At 39.2% G+C, this 13994-nt stretch carries 11 protein-coding genes and 2 tRNA genes; 6 read left to right on the plus strand and 7 right to left on the minus strand.

The window, feature by feature from the left end; translation table 11 throughout:
* The coding region (locus tag LBH49_03805) for a hypothetical protein (protein MDR0351738.1) at positions 1 to 977 on the plus strand (977 nt) is incomplete at its 5' end.
* A 1-nt stretch (position 978) separates the two neighbouring features.
* Here the strand turns inward: LBH49_03805 and LBH49_03810 are convergent.
* A tRNA-Cys gene (locus LBH49_03810) sits at positions 979 to 1053 on the minus strand.
* 138 nt (positions 1054 to 1191) lie between these two features.
* Between LBH49_03810 and LBH49_03815 the strand changes: the two genes are divergently transcribed.
* Positions 1192 to 4401, plus strand: a complete 3210-nt coding sequence (locus LBH49_03815; GenBank protein MDR0351739.1) for a hypothetical protein — start codon at positions 1192 to 1194, stop codon at positions 4399 to 4401.
* Positions 4402 to 4418: 17 nt separating this feature from the next.
* On the opposite strand, the gene LBH49_03820 is transcribed toward LBH49_03815, so the two are convergent.
* Positions 4419 to 5465, minus strand: coding sequence for a carbohydrate kinase family protein (locus tag LBH49_03820; protein ID MDR0351740.1), 1047 nt, complete (start codon positions 5463 to 5465; stop codon positions 4419 to 4421).
* A 47-nt stretch (positions 5466 to 5512) separates the two neighbouring features.
* Between LBH49_03820 and fabD the strand changes: the two genes are divergently transcribed.
* Both fabD and LBH49_03830 read left to right on the plus strand, forming a co-directional pair.
* Complete coding sequence (gene fabD / locus LBH49_03825) at positions 5513 to 6505, plus strand: ACP S-malonyltransferase (GenBank protein MDR0351741.1); 993 nt, start codon at positions 5513 to 5515, stop codon at positions 6503 to 6505.
* Positions 6506 to 6619: 114 nt separating this feature from the next.
* Positions 6620 to 7453 carry a hypothetical protein gene (locus LBH49_03830; GenBank protein MDR0351742.1) on the plus strand — a complete coding sequence of 278 codons (834 nt, stop codon included), beginning with the start codon at positions 6620 to 6622 and terminating at the stop codon, positions 7451 to 7453.
* Here the strand turns inward: LBH49_03830 and der are convergent.
* Genes der through accB form a run of 3 tightly spaced genes read right to left on the minus strand, consistent with a single transcriptional unit; the run spans position 7443 to position 10713 of the window.
* Positions 7443 to 8846, minus strand: a complete 1404-nt coding sequence (gene der, locus LBH49_03835; protein MDR0351743.1) for a ribosome biogenesis GTPase Der — start codon at positions 8844 to 8846, stop codon at positions 7443 to 7445. The two genes, LBH49_03830 and der, sit on opposite strands and share 11 nt — an antisense overlap.
* A 43-nt stretch (positions 8847 to 8889) precedes the next feature.
* Positions 8890 to 10248 (minus strand): acetyl-CoA carboxylase biotin carboxylase subunit, encoded by a 1359-nt coding sequence (accC, locus tag LBH49_03840; protein MDR0351744.1) that lies wholly within the window; start codon positions 10246 to 10248, stop codon positions 8890 to 8892.
* 6 nt (positions 10249 to 10254) lie between these two features.
* The gene (accB, locus tag LBH49_03845; protein MDR0351745.1) at positions 10255 to 10713 is read right to left on the minus strand and encodes an acetyl-CoA carboxylase biotin carboxyl carrier protein; all 459 of its coding nucleotides are present in this window, start codon (positions 10711 to 10713) and stop codon (positions 10255 to 10257) included.
* A 154-nt stretch (positions 10714 to 10867) separates the two neighbouring features.
* Between accB and LBH49_03850 the strand changes: the two genes are divergently transcribed.
* Positions 10868 to 10941 (plus strand) — tRNA-Gly (locus LBH49_03850).
* A 95-nt stretch (positions 10942 to 11036) separates the two neighbouring features.
* On the opposite strand, the gene LBH49_03855 is transcribed toward LBH49_03850, so the two are convergent.
* Both LBH49_03855 and LBH49_03860 read right to left on the minus strand, forming a co-directional pair.
* Positions 11037 to 11747, minus strand: coding sequence for a prepilin-type N-terminal cleavage/methylation domain-containing protein (locus LBH49_03855; protein ID MDR0351746.1), 711 nt, complete (start codon positions 11745 to 11747; stop codon positions 11037 to 11039).
* 20 nt (positions 11748 to 11767) lie between these two features.
* Positions 11768 to 12724 (minus strand): hypothetical protein, encoded by a 957-nt coding sequence (locus LBH49_03860; protein ID MDR0351747.1) that lies wholly within the window; start codon positions 12722 to 12724, stop codon positions 11768 to 11770.
* A gap of 438 nt (positions 12725 to 13162) precedes the next feature.
* On the opposite strand from LBH49_03860, the gene LBH49_03865 reads away from it, so the two are divergent.
* Complete coding sequence (locus tag LBH49_03865) at positions 13163 to 13744, plus strand: hypothetical protein (protein ID MDR0351748.1); 582 nt, start codon at positions 13163 to 13165, stop codon at positions 13742 to 13744.
* The last annotated feature ends 250 nt before the right edge of the window (positions 13745 to 13994 follow it).

A 13994-nucleotide genomic window follows, 5' to 3' on the forward strand; every position in this document is an offset into this window, starting at 1 on the left:
CATTGATTATTTACTATAAAAAAATATTTTTCTGTTCATCCGTTGCCGGACGAAAGTTTTTTAGTTATTGTTTTATTATATGCAAAAATTTTGTAGGCTTGTTGGTAAAAATTTCAGCCCAAACTTTGGCAACATTAATTATTTGCTATAAAAAAATATTCTTTCGTTCGGCAATTATAAAATTAGATCTAACCGAAACTGAACCACTATGCAAATCATCGGCCATTGAGGTTGGTGCAGATTCTTCGAACATCGATAAAATTCAAGAAAAATCGCAAAAAATTATTGAAATATCCAAAAAATCGTCGGCCATTTCGCCAATGGTATCCATTGGCAAGTCATCAAAACAAAGGAAACCAATCTTGTCGGTATTGATGAAATCCATGGTAAAAAAAACCAGATCAATTTTAAATAAGTTCCAGGCTATGCCCAAAGCTTGGTTTTCATTTTTCATCCATGGATGGAGAAAAATTTCTAGTGTCAATATAAACATCAATGCCATTTACGAATTCGCAAAAAGTGCTACCCTACTAACAATGGTCTCCACCTGCATCGTGCTTCCAATAGCGTTGCTCAAAAATCGTAACTCTATCAAAAAACCAGAAACCATTTCGGCCTTAATAAAAAAACCTTCATCTTTGGCAAAATCTGAGAATACATCAGATAAAAACCAGAAAATTTATGTAGCTAGTACATCCATTAGTCCGAGAAGAAAAGCAAAGCATTTGTTTAGAGATCCAGTTGAAATTAAACAAAGAACCGTGTCCACAGCAATTCTTGGATTAAAAGCCGATAGTGTTCAGCGTACCAAGGATGGCGACGGAAGGATACAAATAGGCTGTAAGTTCTATTCCATCGGGGCAATAGTTAATGATCATCCGAGATTAAAATTAGCTAAAATAACTACAAATAATGTGAAATTCTTGGATAAATACGGCCAAATATATAAGCGAAAAATCGAAGATCTAATCGAATAGATGGAGGCGCGGGTCGGAATCGAACCGACGAATAAAGGTTTTGCAGACCTCTGCCTTACCACTTGGCTACCGCGCCAACTAAATAGCTATCCGCGAAGGCAATTTACTTTCTAAAAAATTTCAAGAAGTTTTAGTCTCTAATTTCAATAAAGTTCTTTCGGTTTTAAAAAATTATTACACAATCCCCTATCATATAGAGTTGCTAATACTAACTGTGATCAAGGGGAAAAGTGGATTTGCGTTGATGTTGGTGGTCAGCACCATAGCACTCCTAACTGGCTTACTCATTGGATTTTTCACGCTATCAAATCTACAAAAAACTAAAATAAACAACCTGGTATTGATAGAAAATGAAAAATCTCAGTCCAGAATCCAAGCGTTGATCGCTTTGAATGAAGCCGTAGCCCAATTAAATTCACTGCTTGCCCAGGATAATGTAATAACAGCCAGGGCTGATATAATAAAAGATGCCCAAGCCCATAAGGCCTTCTGGATTGGAGTCTGGCGCGTGGATAAGTGTAATGATGATGATGTCAGTGCCACCGATTCGAAAAAATTTCTCGGATGGCTTGTGTCCAAAAATGACAGAAAATATTTCTCTGATCTTTCCGATTCTTCTCTCAGCGATGACCTGGACTTTGCCACAACACCCATCGATAACAGTTACATTGGTATGGTAGACGACAGCTATGTGATAAATGACCATGATCAGGTATATGTGCAAAAGATTGACATAAAAGATTCGTTGAATGAAATCATAGGCCATCGGGCTTACTGGATTGATGATGAAAGCTTGAAAGCCCAATGTAATTTATATGACGATAAATATGTCGACTTCCCCGATGGGTATTTTTTACAAAAATCCTGTCCTCAACGCCATGGTTTGGAGATGCTTAGCCAAGACAATTTTCCACTAACTCAATCCTATCTAAAAAATAATACAAAGGCTCTAAATGTGCTTCATTATTCAGATTTTTTACTTGGGAATTATTTTAGTAATTCAGAAAAATCCCTGCTAAAACATCATTTTCATGACCTAACTTGCTGTTCCAGAGGTTTACTCACCGATAGCAGAAATGGAGGATTTCGAAAAAATTTGACCTGGTATTTCGAATCGTCCAGTGGGCCATCGGCCATGGCCAATGGTAGCTTCGTGTTTCCAGCTCCAACCACATTGCCAGCTCCACCAACCACCTGGGGCTATGTGAGAAGTTTTTATAAATTAAAAGATAATCACATCGGTGACGGGATTAAACCACAGCCTACCTATCCTCTCTATCATCCTCAGACTTGGATATCCTATGAAGATTGTTCACTCCACGGGTTGACCATGGCTGGTGCAAAAGCCGATGACCTGGGCATCCCTTTACAACACGGCTTATTTCCTATTTGGACAGATTTTAAAATGACGGTGTTTGGCTGTTATTCTAATAAATATTCGCCAAACAATAACTCAGCTAACTATGGATGGTATTATGATTCTCTAAGGCTGCAGCCTGCCTTTGGATTAAAAAACCCCTATCCAAAAAAAATAAATGGCCATGATTATTCGATCATCTACGCGGCACCTCATATCCTAGATAATCAATCCCATCAACAAGTTCCAACATTTTCCATAAAAACCTATTATCAGAGCAATAACATGATGCTTGGCAATGGAACATTGACTGACCTACCGCTCAGAGCATCCTACTCCAACTGTATGTCCAACCCAGCCGCAGGATCCGTCGGTGTACCGGTTATAAAAAATAATTACCTATGGCCTCTGCTCGATTGTAAACATCTGGCTTTGGATTTTCTGAACAATTCGAAGCAATATCTTGGCCTTTCAACTTTTCAAAGCTATATCCAAGAACCCATGGGTAAGCTGTTGATTAAAAAAACCGATAATATCCTGTCCAGCCCAGAAAAATTGGAAAACTATGCAGTGAATGATTTGAGAAAATACCAAAGCGAAAACCATAAAAATCAGGCAGCTGAAAATAGCGTAATTTCACTGGATGCCACTTCATGGCAAAACCTAAGCCTTGGATTGCTAGAAAATAGTACAGGTCTGGTTATGCAGGAAGTAGATAATATAACGCTGACAAAAACTGGTAATCTATCCGTGGCCAGAAAACCAGTATATGAAAAAAGTCAACTGCTATGGCTGATGAACTGCTATGCCAATGATGGCCGGGATGAATATCGCGATAATAAAGATAATCTGCGATGGCTGGCCAATGCTAATCCCAGAGCACCGATCATTGGCAAAAGTGCTTGGCAGGATAAAAGATCTCTCATGCCACAAAATCTAACCAGTAACTGGAGTTGGTCAGCTGAATTTTTGGATAAATCCAATCTATCCGGCGAAACCATAGTCATTGATAGTAATTTAAAATTTCCCATACTCTTTGATTTACCTCATCCCAAATATGGCTTTTTAAATTTGGGGTTTCTCCAACATATGAATGCTGGGCTCTTTGGCTATCATCCGGCCTACTGTTTTGGCAATTCCTATCAAAATCCACTCATAGCTCGGGAAAAATTCTTCCAGGCCAACGCCCAACAGCCAACGGATTGGCCATCCCATTATAGGGTAGAAATGCTCTACGATTATTCCTATTGCCTAAACCGAGCCCTATGGGATTCCTATTTTCTCACGGGATTATATCGTCATGATGTTTTGAATAAAAGGCTTCGGCCCTATGGCGATGCTACCCTTGATGACCTGAATTCCATCGATGCCGCGAAAAAAATGTATATCCATGGGGCATTTAACATAAATAGCACCTCCATCGATGCCTGGGCAGCTGTCCTCGGTAGTACCATAGGGCTAAATGACGCCAACAAAGCATCCTATTATCGTTGTCTGAGTCCATCTGTTGGCATTGGCGAAGTGAAATTAGAAAAAAATCAGATCCATACATTGGCCAACAGAATAGTTGAGCAGATAAAAATCCGAGGACCCTTTGGCAGCATTGGTGAATTTGTAAATCGCAAACTAATAGCCAAAGCCAATGATGATACTCCATCGGTGGCCAAGGATAAGCAATTGGGGATTTCTGGCGTGCTCCAGCGAGCCATCGACGGAAATTATTCCTTTGCCAGTGAAGATATTGGTGCTGACTATGAAAGTTTAAATCGTGGATTCTCAAAAATAGTTAAATCCTCAAAAAATGTAACCTGGTACGACGATAAGGCTGCCAGTGGCCAAGTGGATGCTTGTGCGCCTGGCTACCTTACCCAGGCTGACCTATTGCAATCGTTGGGATCCACTTTGGCTGCCCGAGGAGATACTTTCTGCATTCATTGCTATGGAGATGGTGCTGGCAAAGGTGGTAATCCATTGGCCAGAGCCGAAGCCATCGTTCAGCGATTGCCAGATCAAGGCGATCCCAATGGAAGGGCATTTAAGATCATATCATTTAAATGGATAGATTAGGAGCAATCTCATCTATTTCATTTATTTATTGCCAACCCACGCACATAGCGGTTGGAAGTTTCATTGGCAAATACCATGCAATTTTCGTCGGTTTCTCCGGCCAGCATAGCCAGTGAGAATCCCGCATTGAACACATCGCCACCACCGGTGCTGGTCACCGGATTGTCGACCTTAAATCCATCGACAAAACTCGTAGCATTGGCACTGGCACAGGCGCTGCATCCTATGCCATGAATAACGATTTTATTTATTTTACTATGGTCTAGTAGGAATTTCGCCGCTGCCATCATGGAATTTTTTGTTTCATCCAGATTAATTTTTCCAAACAAGTCGCATAGTTGCTGAGCTTCTTTTACATTTAAACTGAGCACTGCGGTGCCGTATTTTCCAAAAATGCCAATTTGATCCATTACCAATTTTTTATCTTTTTGGCTTCGCTTCTCTGGATCTGCCAAATCGAAAAAATAGAATTTTTGTTTTTTATTCAATTTAGGCACGATCTCGTTGGTCATAGTATCCATAATTTTACCCATGGCCGGTATCATGGTCCAGTTGAGGATGGCGATAAGATCAGCCACTTCTAGCATTTCGATGAAAACTTCAAGACCAACATTTTCTATGATTTTTTCAAAGGTTATAGCATCCAATGGATTGGTTATGCCAAATAATATTTTACCGTCATTAAACTCGACGGCAGTAGTTTCTCCTGGCTCTCCTAGCGACAAAGCTTGGGTTTTTTTTGAAAATTCCAAAAATATATTTTCGGTGAATTTGCCCAGTGAACCTATGAATCTAGTCATCACACCGAGGTCAGCTAATGCATTGGCCATCAACACTGCATTACCACCTATCCTGATTTCTTTGACAAAAAATTCCATATTCGTGCTGTGACCCGATGCCATGGCAATTTTCTTGGCAAACTCGTCTATGGTTTCGATTCTTTGATAATTTTTGCCGGTACCATCACGCAGCCGAACGGCTTCCACAATCTTGTCAATGAAGCCATCAAATCCAATCATAGAATTAAATCGATGAGCCATATTTAAAATATTTTTCCTATCCATATTGCAATGATATTTACAATGGTGTTCATATAATGCATTTTAATTCCGTGAACAATATAAAAAATCTAGACAGCATACAAAATTTTCTAAGTATTAATTCCATGGCTAAGGTAGGAATTATATTCCCTGGCCAAGGGTCACAATTTGTCGGCATGGGTAAATCCCTGTACGATAATGATATTATTGTCAGAGAACATTTTAAAGCGGCCAATAGGGTTCTCGGCTATGACTTGGCGAGTATATGTTTTAATGGACCACTGGAAAGATTGACCGAAAGTAGATTCTGTCAACCGGCGCTATTTATCCATGCCTATGTATCATATTTAATGGTAATGATGGAAATTTGTGGCATTGAAAATCCTCCAGATGTGATATTTGGCCTCAGTGTGGGAGAGATCATCGCATTGACCATTGCCGGAGTACTTTCCTTTGATGCCGGACTTAGACTTGTGGAAAGGCGTGGCATATATATGCAAGAGGCCTGTCAAGAAACCAAAGGAAAAATGGTGGCTTTGGTTGGTAATTCCAGAAAAGAGGTGGAAATTTTATGTAAAATAACAGATGTATACATATCTAATTTCAATGCCCCGGATCAGATGGTGATTTCCGGTGGGGCTAAAGAGATTGATAAAGCTATAGATATTGCAAAAAAAATGAAATTTTCCAAAGTGATTGAACTGAATGTTGCTGGAGCCTTTCATAGTCCATTGATGGAATCGGCTAAAATAAGGTTCAAGAAATATATCAAGGATATAGAGTTTAATGAACCAAAAATCAATATCATATCGAATGTTACTGGTAAATTTATGAAAGATCCAGATGAGATAAAATCTTTACTATGTGAACAAATAGTGTCAGAGGTACGATGGGTAGATTGTATGAAAACTGCCATAGATCATGGTGTTTCGAAGTTTTACCAGTGTGGCCCTGGAAAGACATTGGTCAAATTAGCCAAGCGAATTGATAAAAATGTGATGGTAAAGGCCGTCGGTGAAGTTTCTGACGTACCTGGCCTTCCCTATGTACTAGATACACCCTAGCTATTTGCCATGATAGCTAAATCCATAGTTTTATTCACATTGGATTGTTTTCTATTTCTAGTTAGTGGAGAATTAATTCGCTTAGGTATCAATACCATTAGCACTCGAATGCGAATGGTTTTTTTAATAAGAGATATATTGTTGATTCCGTTTAGCATAACGTTGCCCATTTTGGCCATAGCCGGAGTTAGCTCTCCTTCCATGACTAATTTAGTTGTCGATTTAGTTATAGGAAATAATTTGGCAAATGTATGTCTAGCCATGGGAATTCCAATATTGATATCACCATTCATTGTACGTTCCAAATTGGTACCCATGGGAATAAATTACATATTTATCATTGTGGTGCTGACCTATTGCATTTGGTACACTAAATCTATGCCATTACTATTCACATTCGTTCCGGTGGTATTATATTTGATACTACTCCATTTATCTATTTTGATTACCAGTAGATCCTATTGCTACGATTGCCAAGATCAACGGCCGTCGAAGTCCATGGCCATTCCGGGTGGCATTTTTTGTATTTTTTTTGGTATTGGTCTAACTTATATGACATCCCATATCATAACTCCAGTAATTGACGAGCTATCTGTGAATTTAGATGTCCCAGTATCGTTTATTTCTATCATGATACTTGGCCCCATATTGTCTATTCCCATTATTTTCCGATCTCTATGGGCTATTTTTCGTGGGCAAAATGGCTCCATGGCGACTTTGGTGATATACACAAATGTATGCAACATATCATTGGCCAGTAGATTTCCGTGTCAAAAGCTACCAAACCAATTAAGTTCTGTTGGAATGGTGAATATGCTACTGACCATATTATCCCTATTGATTATAGCCAAAAACCGAAAACTATCCAAAAAGGGTGGATTTTTTCTATGTATGATCTATGTAATTGCCATAGCATCCAGCATAATCCTATGCAACACTACCGAGTGATGTTTGCATACCTATGTTCTTTTTCAACCAATTCAAAAGTTATCGAACATCCATCCAGTTTCAATTCATTGCGCAGACCATTTTCCAGATATTTCCTATAATTATCTGATAGTCTCGAAGATTGATTGCAAAACACTTTAAATCTATAGGGCAAATTTCCTATTTGTACGCAGTAATAAATCTTAAACCTTTTTCCATCCACCATGGCTGGTTGTTTAGCTGCCGTCAGTTTTGAAATGGCTCGGTTCAAAAGGCCCGTTGATAAATTTTTTGTGGCTCTTTCATAGACTTCTAAGCATTCTTCAAAGATATGATCAGTGTGGTATCCGGTTTTCGCAGAAATAAATACTATGGTCGATCCGGCAATGGCATGCAATTCTGTTTCCAGGGCATTTTTAAATTTTTTGTAAAAATCCTCCAGATTGGCATAGCCATCCAAGCCCTCGTTTTCCGAAAATCTGTCCTGGGCCAAATCCCATTTATTGACCAGTATTATTAATATTTTCCCTAAATCTATGATATGTTTAGCTAGTTTTTTATCATTTTTCGTAACACCTTTCAGTGCATCTATTACCAAAAAAACCACATCGGATTCTTCCATCGATTTTTTTGTTCTGATGGATGAAAAAAACTCCACCGGTGAACTGATTTTACGGCCATCCTTAAGACCAGCCGTATCCAATAGTCTGAAATTTTTAAAAAAACCATTTGGCCGTTGAAAATCCACATCCACATGAGTAGAATCCCTGGTGGTTCCAGGCACATCGCTTACTATCATTCTTTTCTCATTGAGCAGTGCATTAACAATGGAAGATTTTCCCACATTGGGGCTACCGACGAAGCATACTTTGGTCCTGGTTTGAGATTCATCTTTGGAATTAAAAGCAAAATCTACCGTGATACTTCTTATTAACTTGATCAATTCTTTTTCACCGAAGCCATGTTCAGCTGAAACTGGAATGGGGTCGCCAAACCCTAAATCATAGAATCCATCGATCAAATGAACATTGTCATTGTAATCTATTTTATTTGCGATGACGAATATTTTTTTCCCAGAATTTCGCAATTTACCGGCTATTTCTATGTCAAGGGGCAGGCAACCATCAATGGCATCTACCACTAGGAAGATCACATCAGCGGCTTGGATTGCCAAGTGTACCTGATCTTCTACGGAGGCAATAATCTGATGGTCAGCCTTGCTTTCCGCTAGACCCATACCTCCGGTGTCCATCAACATAATCCCTCCATCAATTTCCTCGGCAATGATATCACGGGTAACTCCGGGTTGATCATGAACAATCGAAATCCTTTTCTTTGTAAGTCTATTGAATAGCCTACTTTTGCCCACATTGGGGCGCCCAACCAAAGCTATGGTGAAACGCGAATTCATCATTGATATAAATAACTATATAAACCCATATCTAACAAGCAAAAACTTAGAATTCTTCTGGCATGCGGTTGGTGAAATCATCGACAAATTTGGTGGTAACCTTTCCTTCCCTGAAATTTGGATCGAGCATAACCGCCTGGGAGAAGGGTATGGTGGTATGTACACCTCGGATTATGTATTCTTTCAGTGCTCTATACATCCTATCTATGGCCACGGTTCTAGTCGAGCCACTGGTAATCAATTTTGCAATCATGCTATCATAGTACGAAGGAATGCTATAGCCACCATATAAATGACTATCAACCCTTACTCCATGGCCACCAGGTGAGTAATAAAGCGATATATTTCCAGGACATGGCATAAAGTTTCTTGATGAATCTTCGGCATTAATGCGACACTCCAGCGCATGCCTGTGAAATTTGATATCCTTTTGATCCAAATTCAAATGTTCGCCGGCAGCTATGGATATCTGATTTTTAACCAAATCTATGCCTGTGGCCTCTTCGGTGACAGCATGCTCGACCTGGATCCTAGTATTCATCTCCATGAAATAGAAATTACCATGTTTATCCACAAGAAATTCTACGGTGCCAACGGTTTCATATTCACAGATTTTTGCTAATTTTATCGCAGCTTCGCCCATTTTTTTACGCATATCGTTGGTCAAAAACATGGATGGAGCTTCTTCGATCAACTTTTGGTATCGGCGCTGAATGGAACAATCTCTTTCGCCCAGATGCAGGATTTTGCCATGCCTATCGGCCATGATCTGGATTTCTATATGCCTTGGTTCTTCTATGTATTTTTCCACATACACAGCACCATCTCCGAAATTTTTTTCTGCTTCGGATCGAGCCACATTAAATTCTTTTTGAAATGATAATGCATTGTGCACCAATCGCATGCCTTTTCCTCCTCCACCAGCCACAGCCTTTATGATGATTGGAAAGCCTATTTTTTGTGCCACAACCAAGGCCTCTTTATCGCTATTGATGACAGATTCACTGCCTGGAATTACTGAAATTCCGGCCTTGATGGCCAATTCTCTGGCGAGGGCCTTGTTGCCCATTTTTCTTATAACATCCGGTTTTGGGCCAATGAAATTTATCTTACAATCTCGGCATTGCTCGGCAAAAATGGCATTTTCTGACAAAAAGCCATAGCCAGGATGGATAGCATCCACATTGCCTATTTCTGCTGCGCTTATTATTCTGTCATGGCGAAGATAACTTTCGGCAGGTGATGCTCTTCCTATGCATATGGCCTCATCCGAAAGATGGACATGCAGCGACTGTTCATCGGCCTCAGAATATACTGCCAATGTTTTTATCCCAAGCTCATGGCAAGCACGGATAACTCTTAGTGCAATCTCACCGCGATTTGCTATCAAAATTTTTTCGAACATATCCGGCTAATTAAGCTCAATGGCAAATAATGGCTGTCCAAACTCAACAGCCTGGCCATTGCTTACAAAAATCTCCTGGATAACACCGGAAACATCCGATTGGATCTCATTCATAATTTTCATGGCTTCAAGAATGCATAAAACCGATTCCCTTTCCACATGAGAACCTATGCCAACAAAGGGAGAACTGTCTGGCGACGGTGAATTATAAAAAGTTCCCACCATGGGAGATTTTATAATATGTAGATTTTTTTTGTCCGCCATGACATCGGCATCTGAATACCGAAGATTGGCCTGTTCCTTTGGTGCTTTGGGCAACTGCTCCATTGTCGCAAAGCGATCCCTGGTGTCTGTATAATGCCCTTTTTTTAGCCTAATTCTCGTATCACCCTTCTGGATTTCTATTTCGGAAAGCTTGGAACTTTCCATTAATTTTACTAGTTCCTGTATCTCGTTTGTGTCCAAATAACCCTCCTCATCTTCGGGAAATTACGCAGCTCTATACAAAAATCAATACAAATAAATTCAACGATCACTAAAAACAAGATCTCCGACCACCCATAGCCTTCGAATTTTTAATTTACAATCGCATAATAATTGTTGTGTTATAGGCATTACGGCGGGCATGGTATAGGGGTAACATGCGAGCTTCCCAAGCTTGAGTCGAGGGTTCGATTCCCTCTGCCCGCACCAGTGTACTATTTCAAGCATCCATGGCACTGAAATATTTTTTGGTTAGTGCATTTTTTAGTCATGGGATTTTTATGTTTTGGCCAGAGGCGTTTTTATCAATGAGATTTGGATACTTCGGATACTTCCCCAGAGAAAGCATTGACGGTCAGAGTTTTTTGTACGCCTTTGTCATCCTGATAGGTAAATTTAAATTCCTGCACAATGCCATTTTTTGATATCTTTATTTTTTCCATTTCTTCATCTTCCACAAAAATTTTACCGGATCCATTTTCGGCCATGTCTTTTTGGATAGACACCCTATCGATTTTCTGACCGCTTTCGCCTTCGGAAATATCGAACATATCTTTTATTTCATAGGCAAATTCATTTATCGGCTTTCCATCATTGCCAACTATTTTAAGTTGTTCTACAATAAAAAAACATGGATTTTCAAAAATATTTTTAATGGCACTTCCTTCATTCATTTTTTCAGATTGTATGGATTTTAATTCGGATTTTTTCAATATCGATGCGGAAAATAAATTCGTACTTTCTTTGGCCGCACCTCCAGCTGAATCAGCATTTATGGCCTTCAACTCTCTGCATTTGTCATTGTGGCTATACATGAAATACACATCATTTTTACCTCTCCTTGCAATATATTTACCCATTCGAATGGCCTTCTGTAGAGCGTCCCTTGGTCCAAGCTTATCGAAATCTATCTTTTTGAAACCAACCACTGACATACCGGCAGCCACAGACATCAATGTGATGGTTATTAATATCTCCATCAATGAGAAAGCTGACTTATTTTTTATCGAATTCATGATAATTTAAATTTCATTCGCTATATATTTCTTGTAATATTCATATCTGACGAATTCATTGATTGCAATATTTGTTTCATCAGCGACATAAAAGTTTCCCTGGCTTTCTGGGCACTTTGTGCACCTTTCCCAGCCGATTCAGCCAAATTATCAATGAGGGTTATCATTGCTTCTTTTTCCTTTATATCGGCCTTCATTTTCGATTCTTCCTTACCGAAAACTGCCTGAGTAACGTTCATGCCGACTCCGACTAGGTTTCTAGCAAATCCACTGTAGGTATTTCGCGCATTTTCCATTCCATTGTAGTCTATCATCTCCAAATCCTTGGTCTTCACATTAGATTTGGATAGCTTTTGGATTCCAGATTGGTCATCATTGGTCGCTATGTCAGCGACCCCGTGATCCTTTTGTTGTTTAGGTGCAGTCAATCTTGCTGCCACTGTACCGACACCGATACCTGCAGCAGTTTGGGCAAAATTTGACCAAGCCTGGGTCATCATTTTTTTATAGGTGACATTGGCCAGTTCCATCATTTTCGAAGCTTTTTCCTTTGAAAGCTTCAGGCTGGTATAACTCAATTCCATCTGGCTGTCACGTTCTATGTGTTTTTGTTCGGTGGTTGCCACAATCATGAGAACCATAATCTTACACATCATTGCACCCAATGAACTCATGCTGTTTACGTTTTCCGCATCCATATTTCCAATGCCAGTGATCAGTTCATTGATCATGTTTGACCTTTTCGAACTAGAAGCCATGGATGGCGGTTCCAAGGAAATCCTTAGCTTAGCGTCATTGTTGAGATCGTTCAGCCATTTTATATCCATAATTTTGCCGTCAACCATGAGAGTTTCGGTAAGTTTATTCAATGTTGGTGCGTCTACACCAGCCGAATTATCGCCGGATACTCGCTTCAACCCAGACGGGTTAGCGGCTTTCAATGGCTCCACACCACCTTCGCTACCTATACCAACCATAAAAAGAGATTCTATATATTAATGGATATAAGACAATCAAAACTCATCATTGGCCGGAAAAATCAACGAAATGGTAAACCATGAAAAATCATATATATTTTTTTGTAAAAAATTTTAAAATTTTCTTGCATAATAATTAATAGGACACAAAGTGCACTTTCATCAGAGGTTAATCCAAGCCGCCTGAATAATTTTCACCGAAAGGTGTGGATCTGTTGGTTGACAGTATATCCGAAAAAATTCCGTTAGCGGAAAAGTATAGTCAAAAACCCGTAGGTTTTGTTTGATTTGCCACGGGTAAGTGTAGAATGCAACCGTCGGAGGTGGAAACCTCCGGCGGCCTAGCTTTTAACCCTTTATAAAAATCCTATCAAATACAATTAAAGTCAAGGGTTTTCTATCGAAGCCATGGAATTTTTTTAAAATTTTCAAGAAATCTTGTCCGCCAAAGGATCATCTTTTCTATTTAGAAATTCTATTCAGAAATTTCGTAAGTTTTTTCTTGACTGGGATTTAATTGAAAATACACTTCTTTCCATCGATATGGAATTTAAAATGAATAGATCTTTGGATGGAATAGTTAAGAGGCAGGCATACGGACAGGTTGGTAATGCTAGGACCACCAGCGCTATGACCTTAATGGAAATTTTGATCGTGATTGCTTTGATAGCTGTATTAGCCGGTGTATCCGTCACCAATTTGGGCGGTATTCTTGGCTCAAATAAAGCTAAAATAGCCGAAACTTTTCTAAAGGGTGAGGTAAAGAATGCAGTATATGCTGTATATGCAAGCAATGATGGAAAAGTTGATAAAGAAGGTCTTGAAAAACATATTGGGACAAATTTGACAGATCCATGGGGCGGGAATTGGGAAGTTAGTGACGATGGTAGCAGCAGAAGAAGTGTCACCATCAAAAGTACCGCAACTGGTTTATCCGAGAGCACGGTAATAGGAGCTACCTATAGCGTTAATGGTGATGGTCAGATCAATATAGAGTTTATAAAAGCAACAGCATCATAAAAAACTATTAGAATCTATTTAATAAATTTACTTGATAAAATATATATCCATTGGTTTTGCAATTTCCAATGGATATTTTTTTATAGATCATTGTAGGTTATAGAAATTTTTTATTTCCATTTCATTTTCAAATTCAGTATCAGCATCAGTTGCATTGAATTTAATTCCAAGTTCTTGGTTGAGTTGATCACCGTATGGTTGTGAATAAGTTGATTTCGCAAAAAGATCTAACACATCATCAAACTGTTCT

The sequence above is a fragment of the Puniceicoccales bacterium genome (assembly GCA_031255005.1).
Classification (GTDB): Bacteria; Verrucomicrobiota; Verrucomicrobiia; order Opitutales; family LL51; genus JAIRTH01.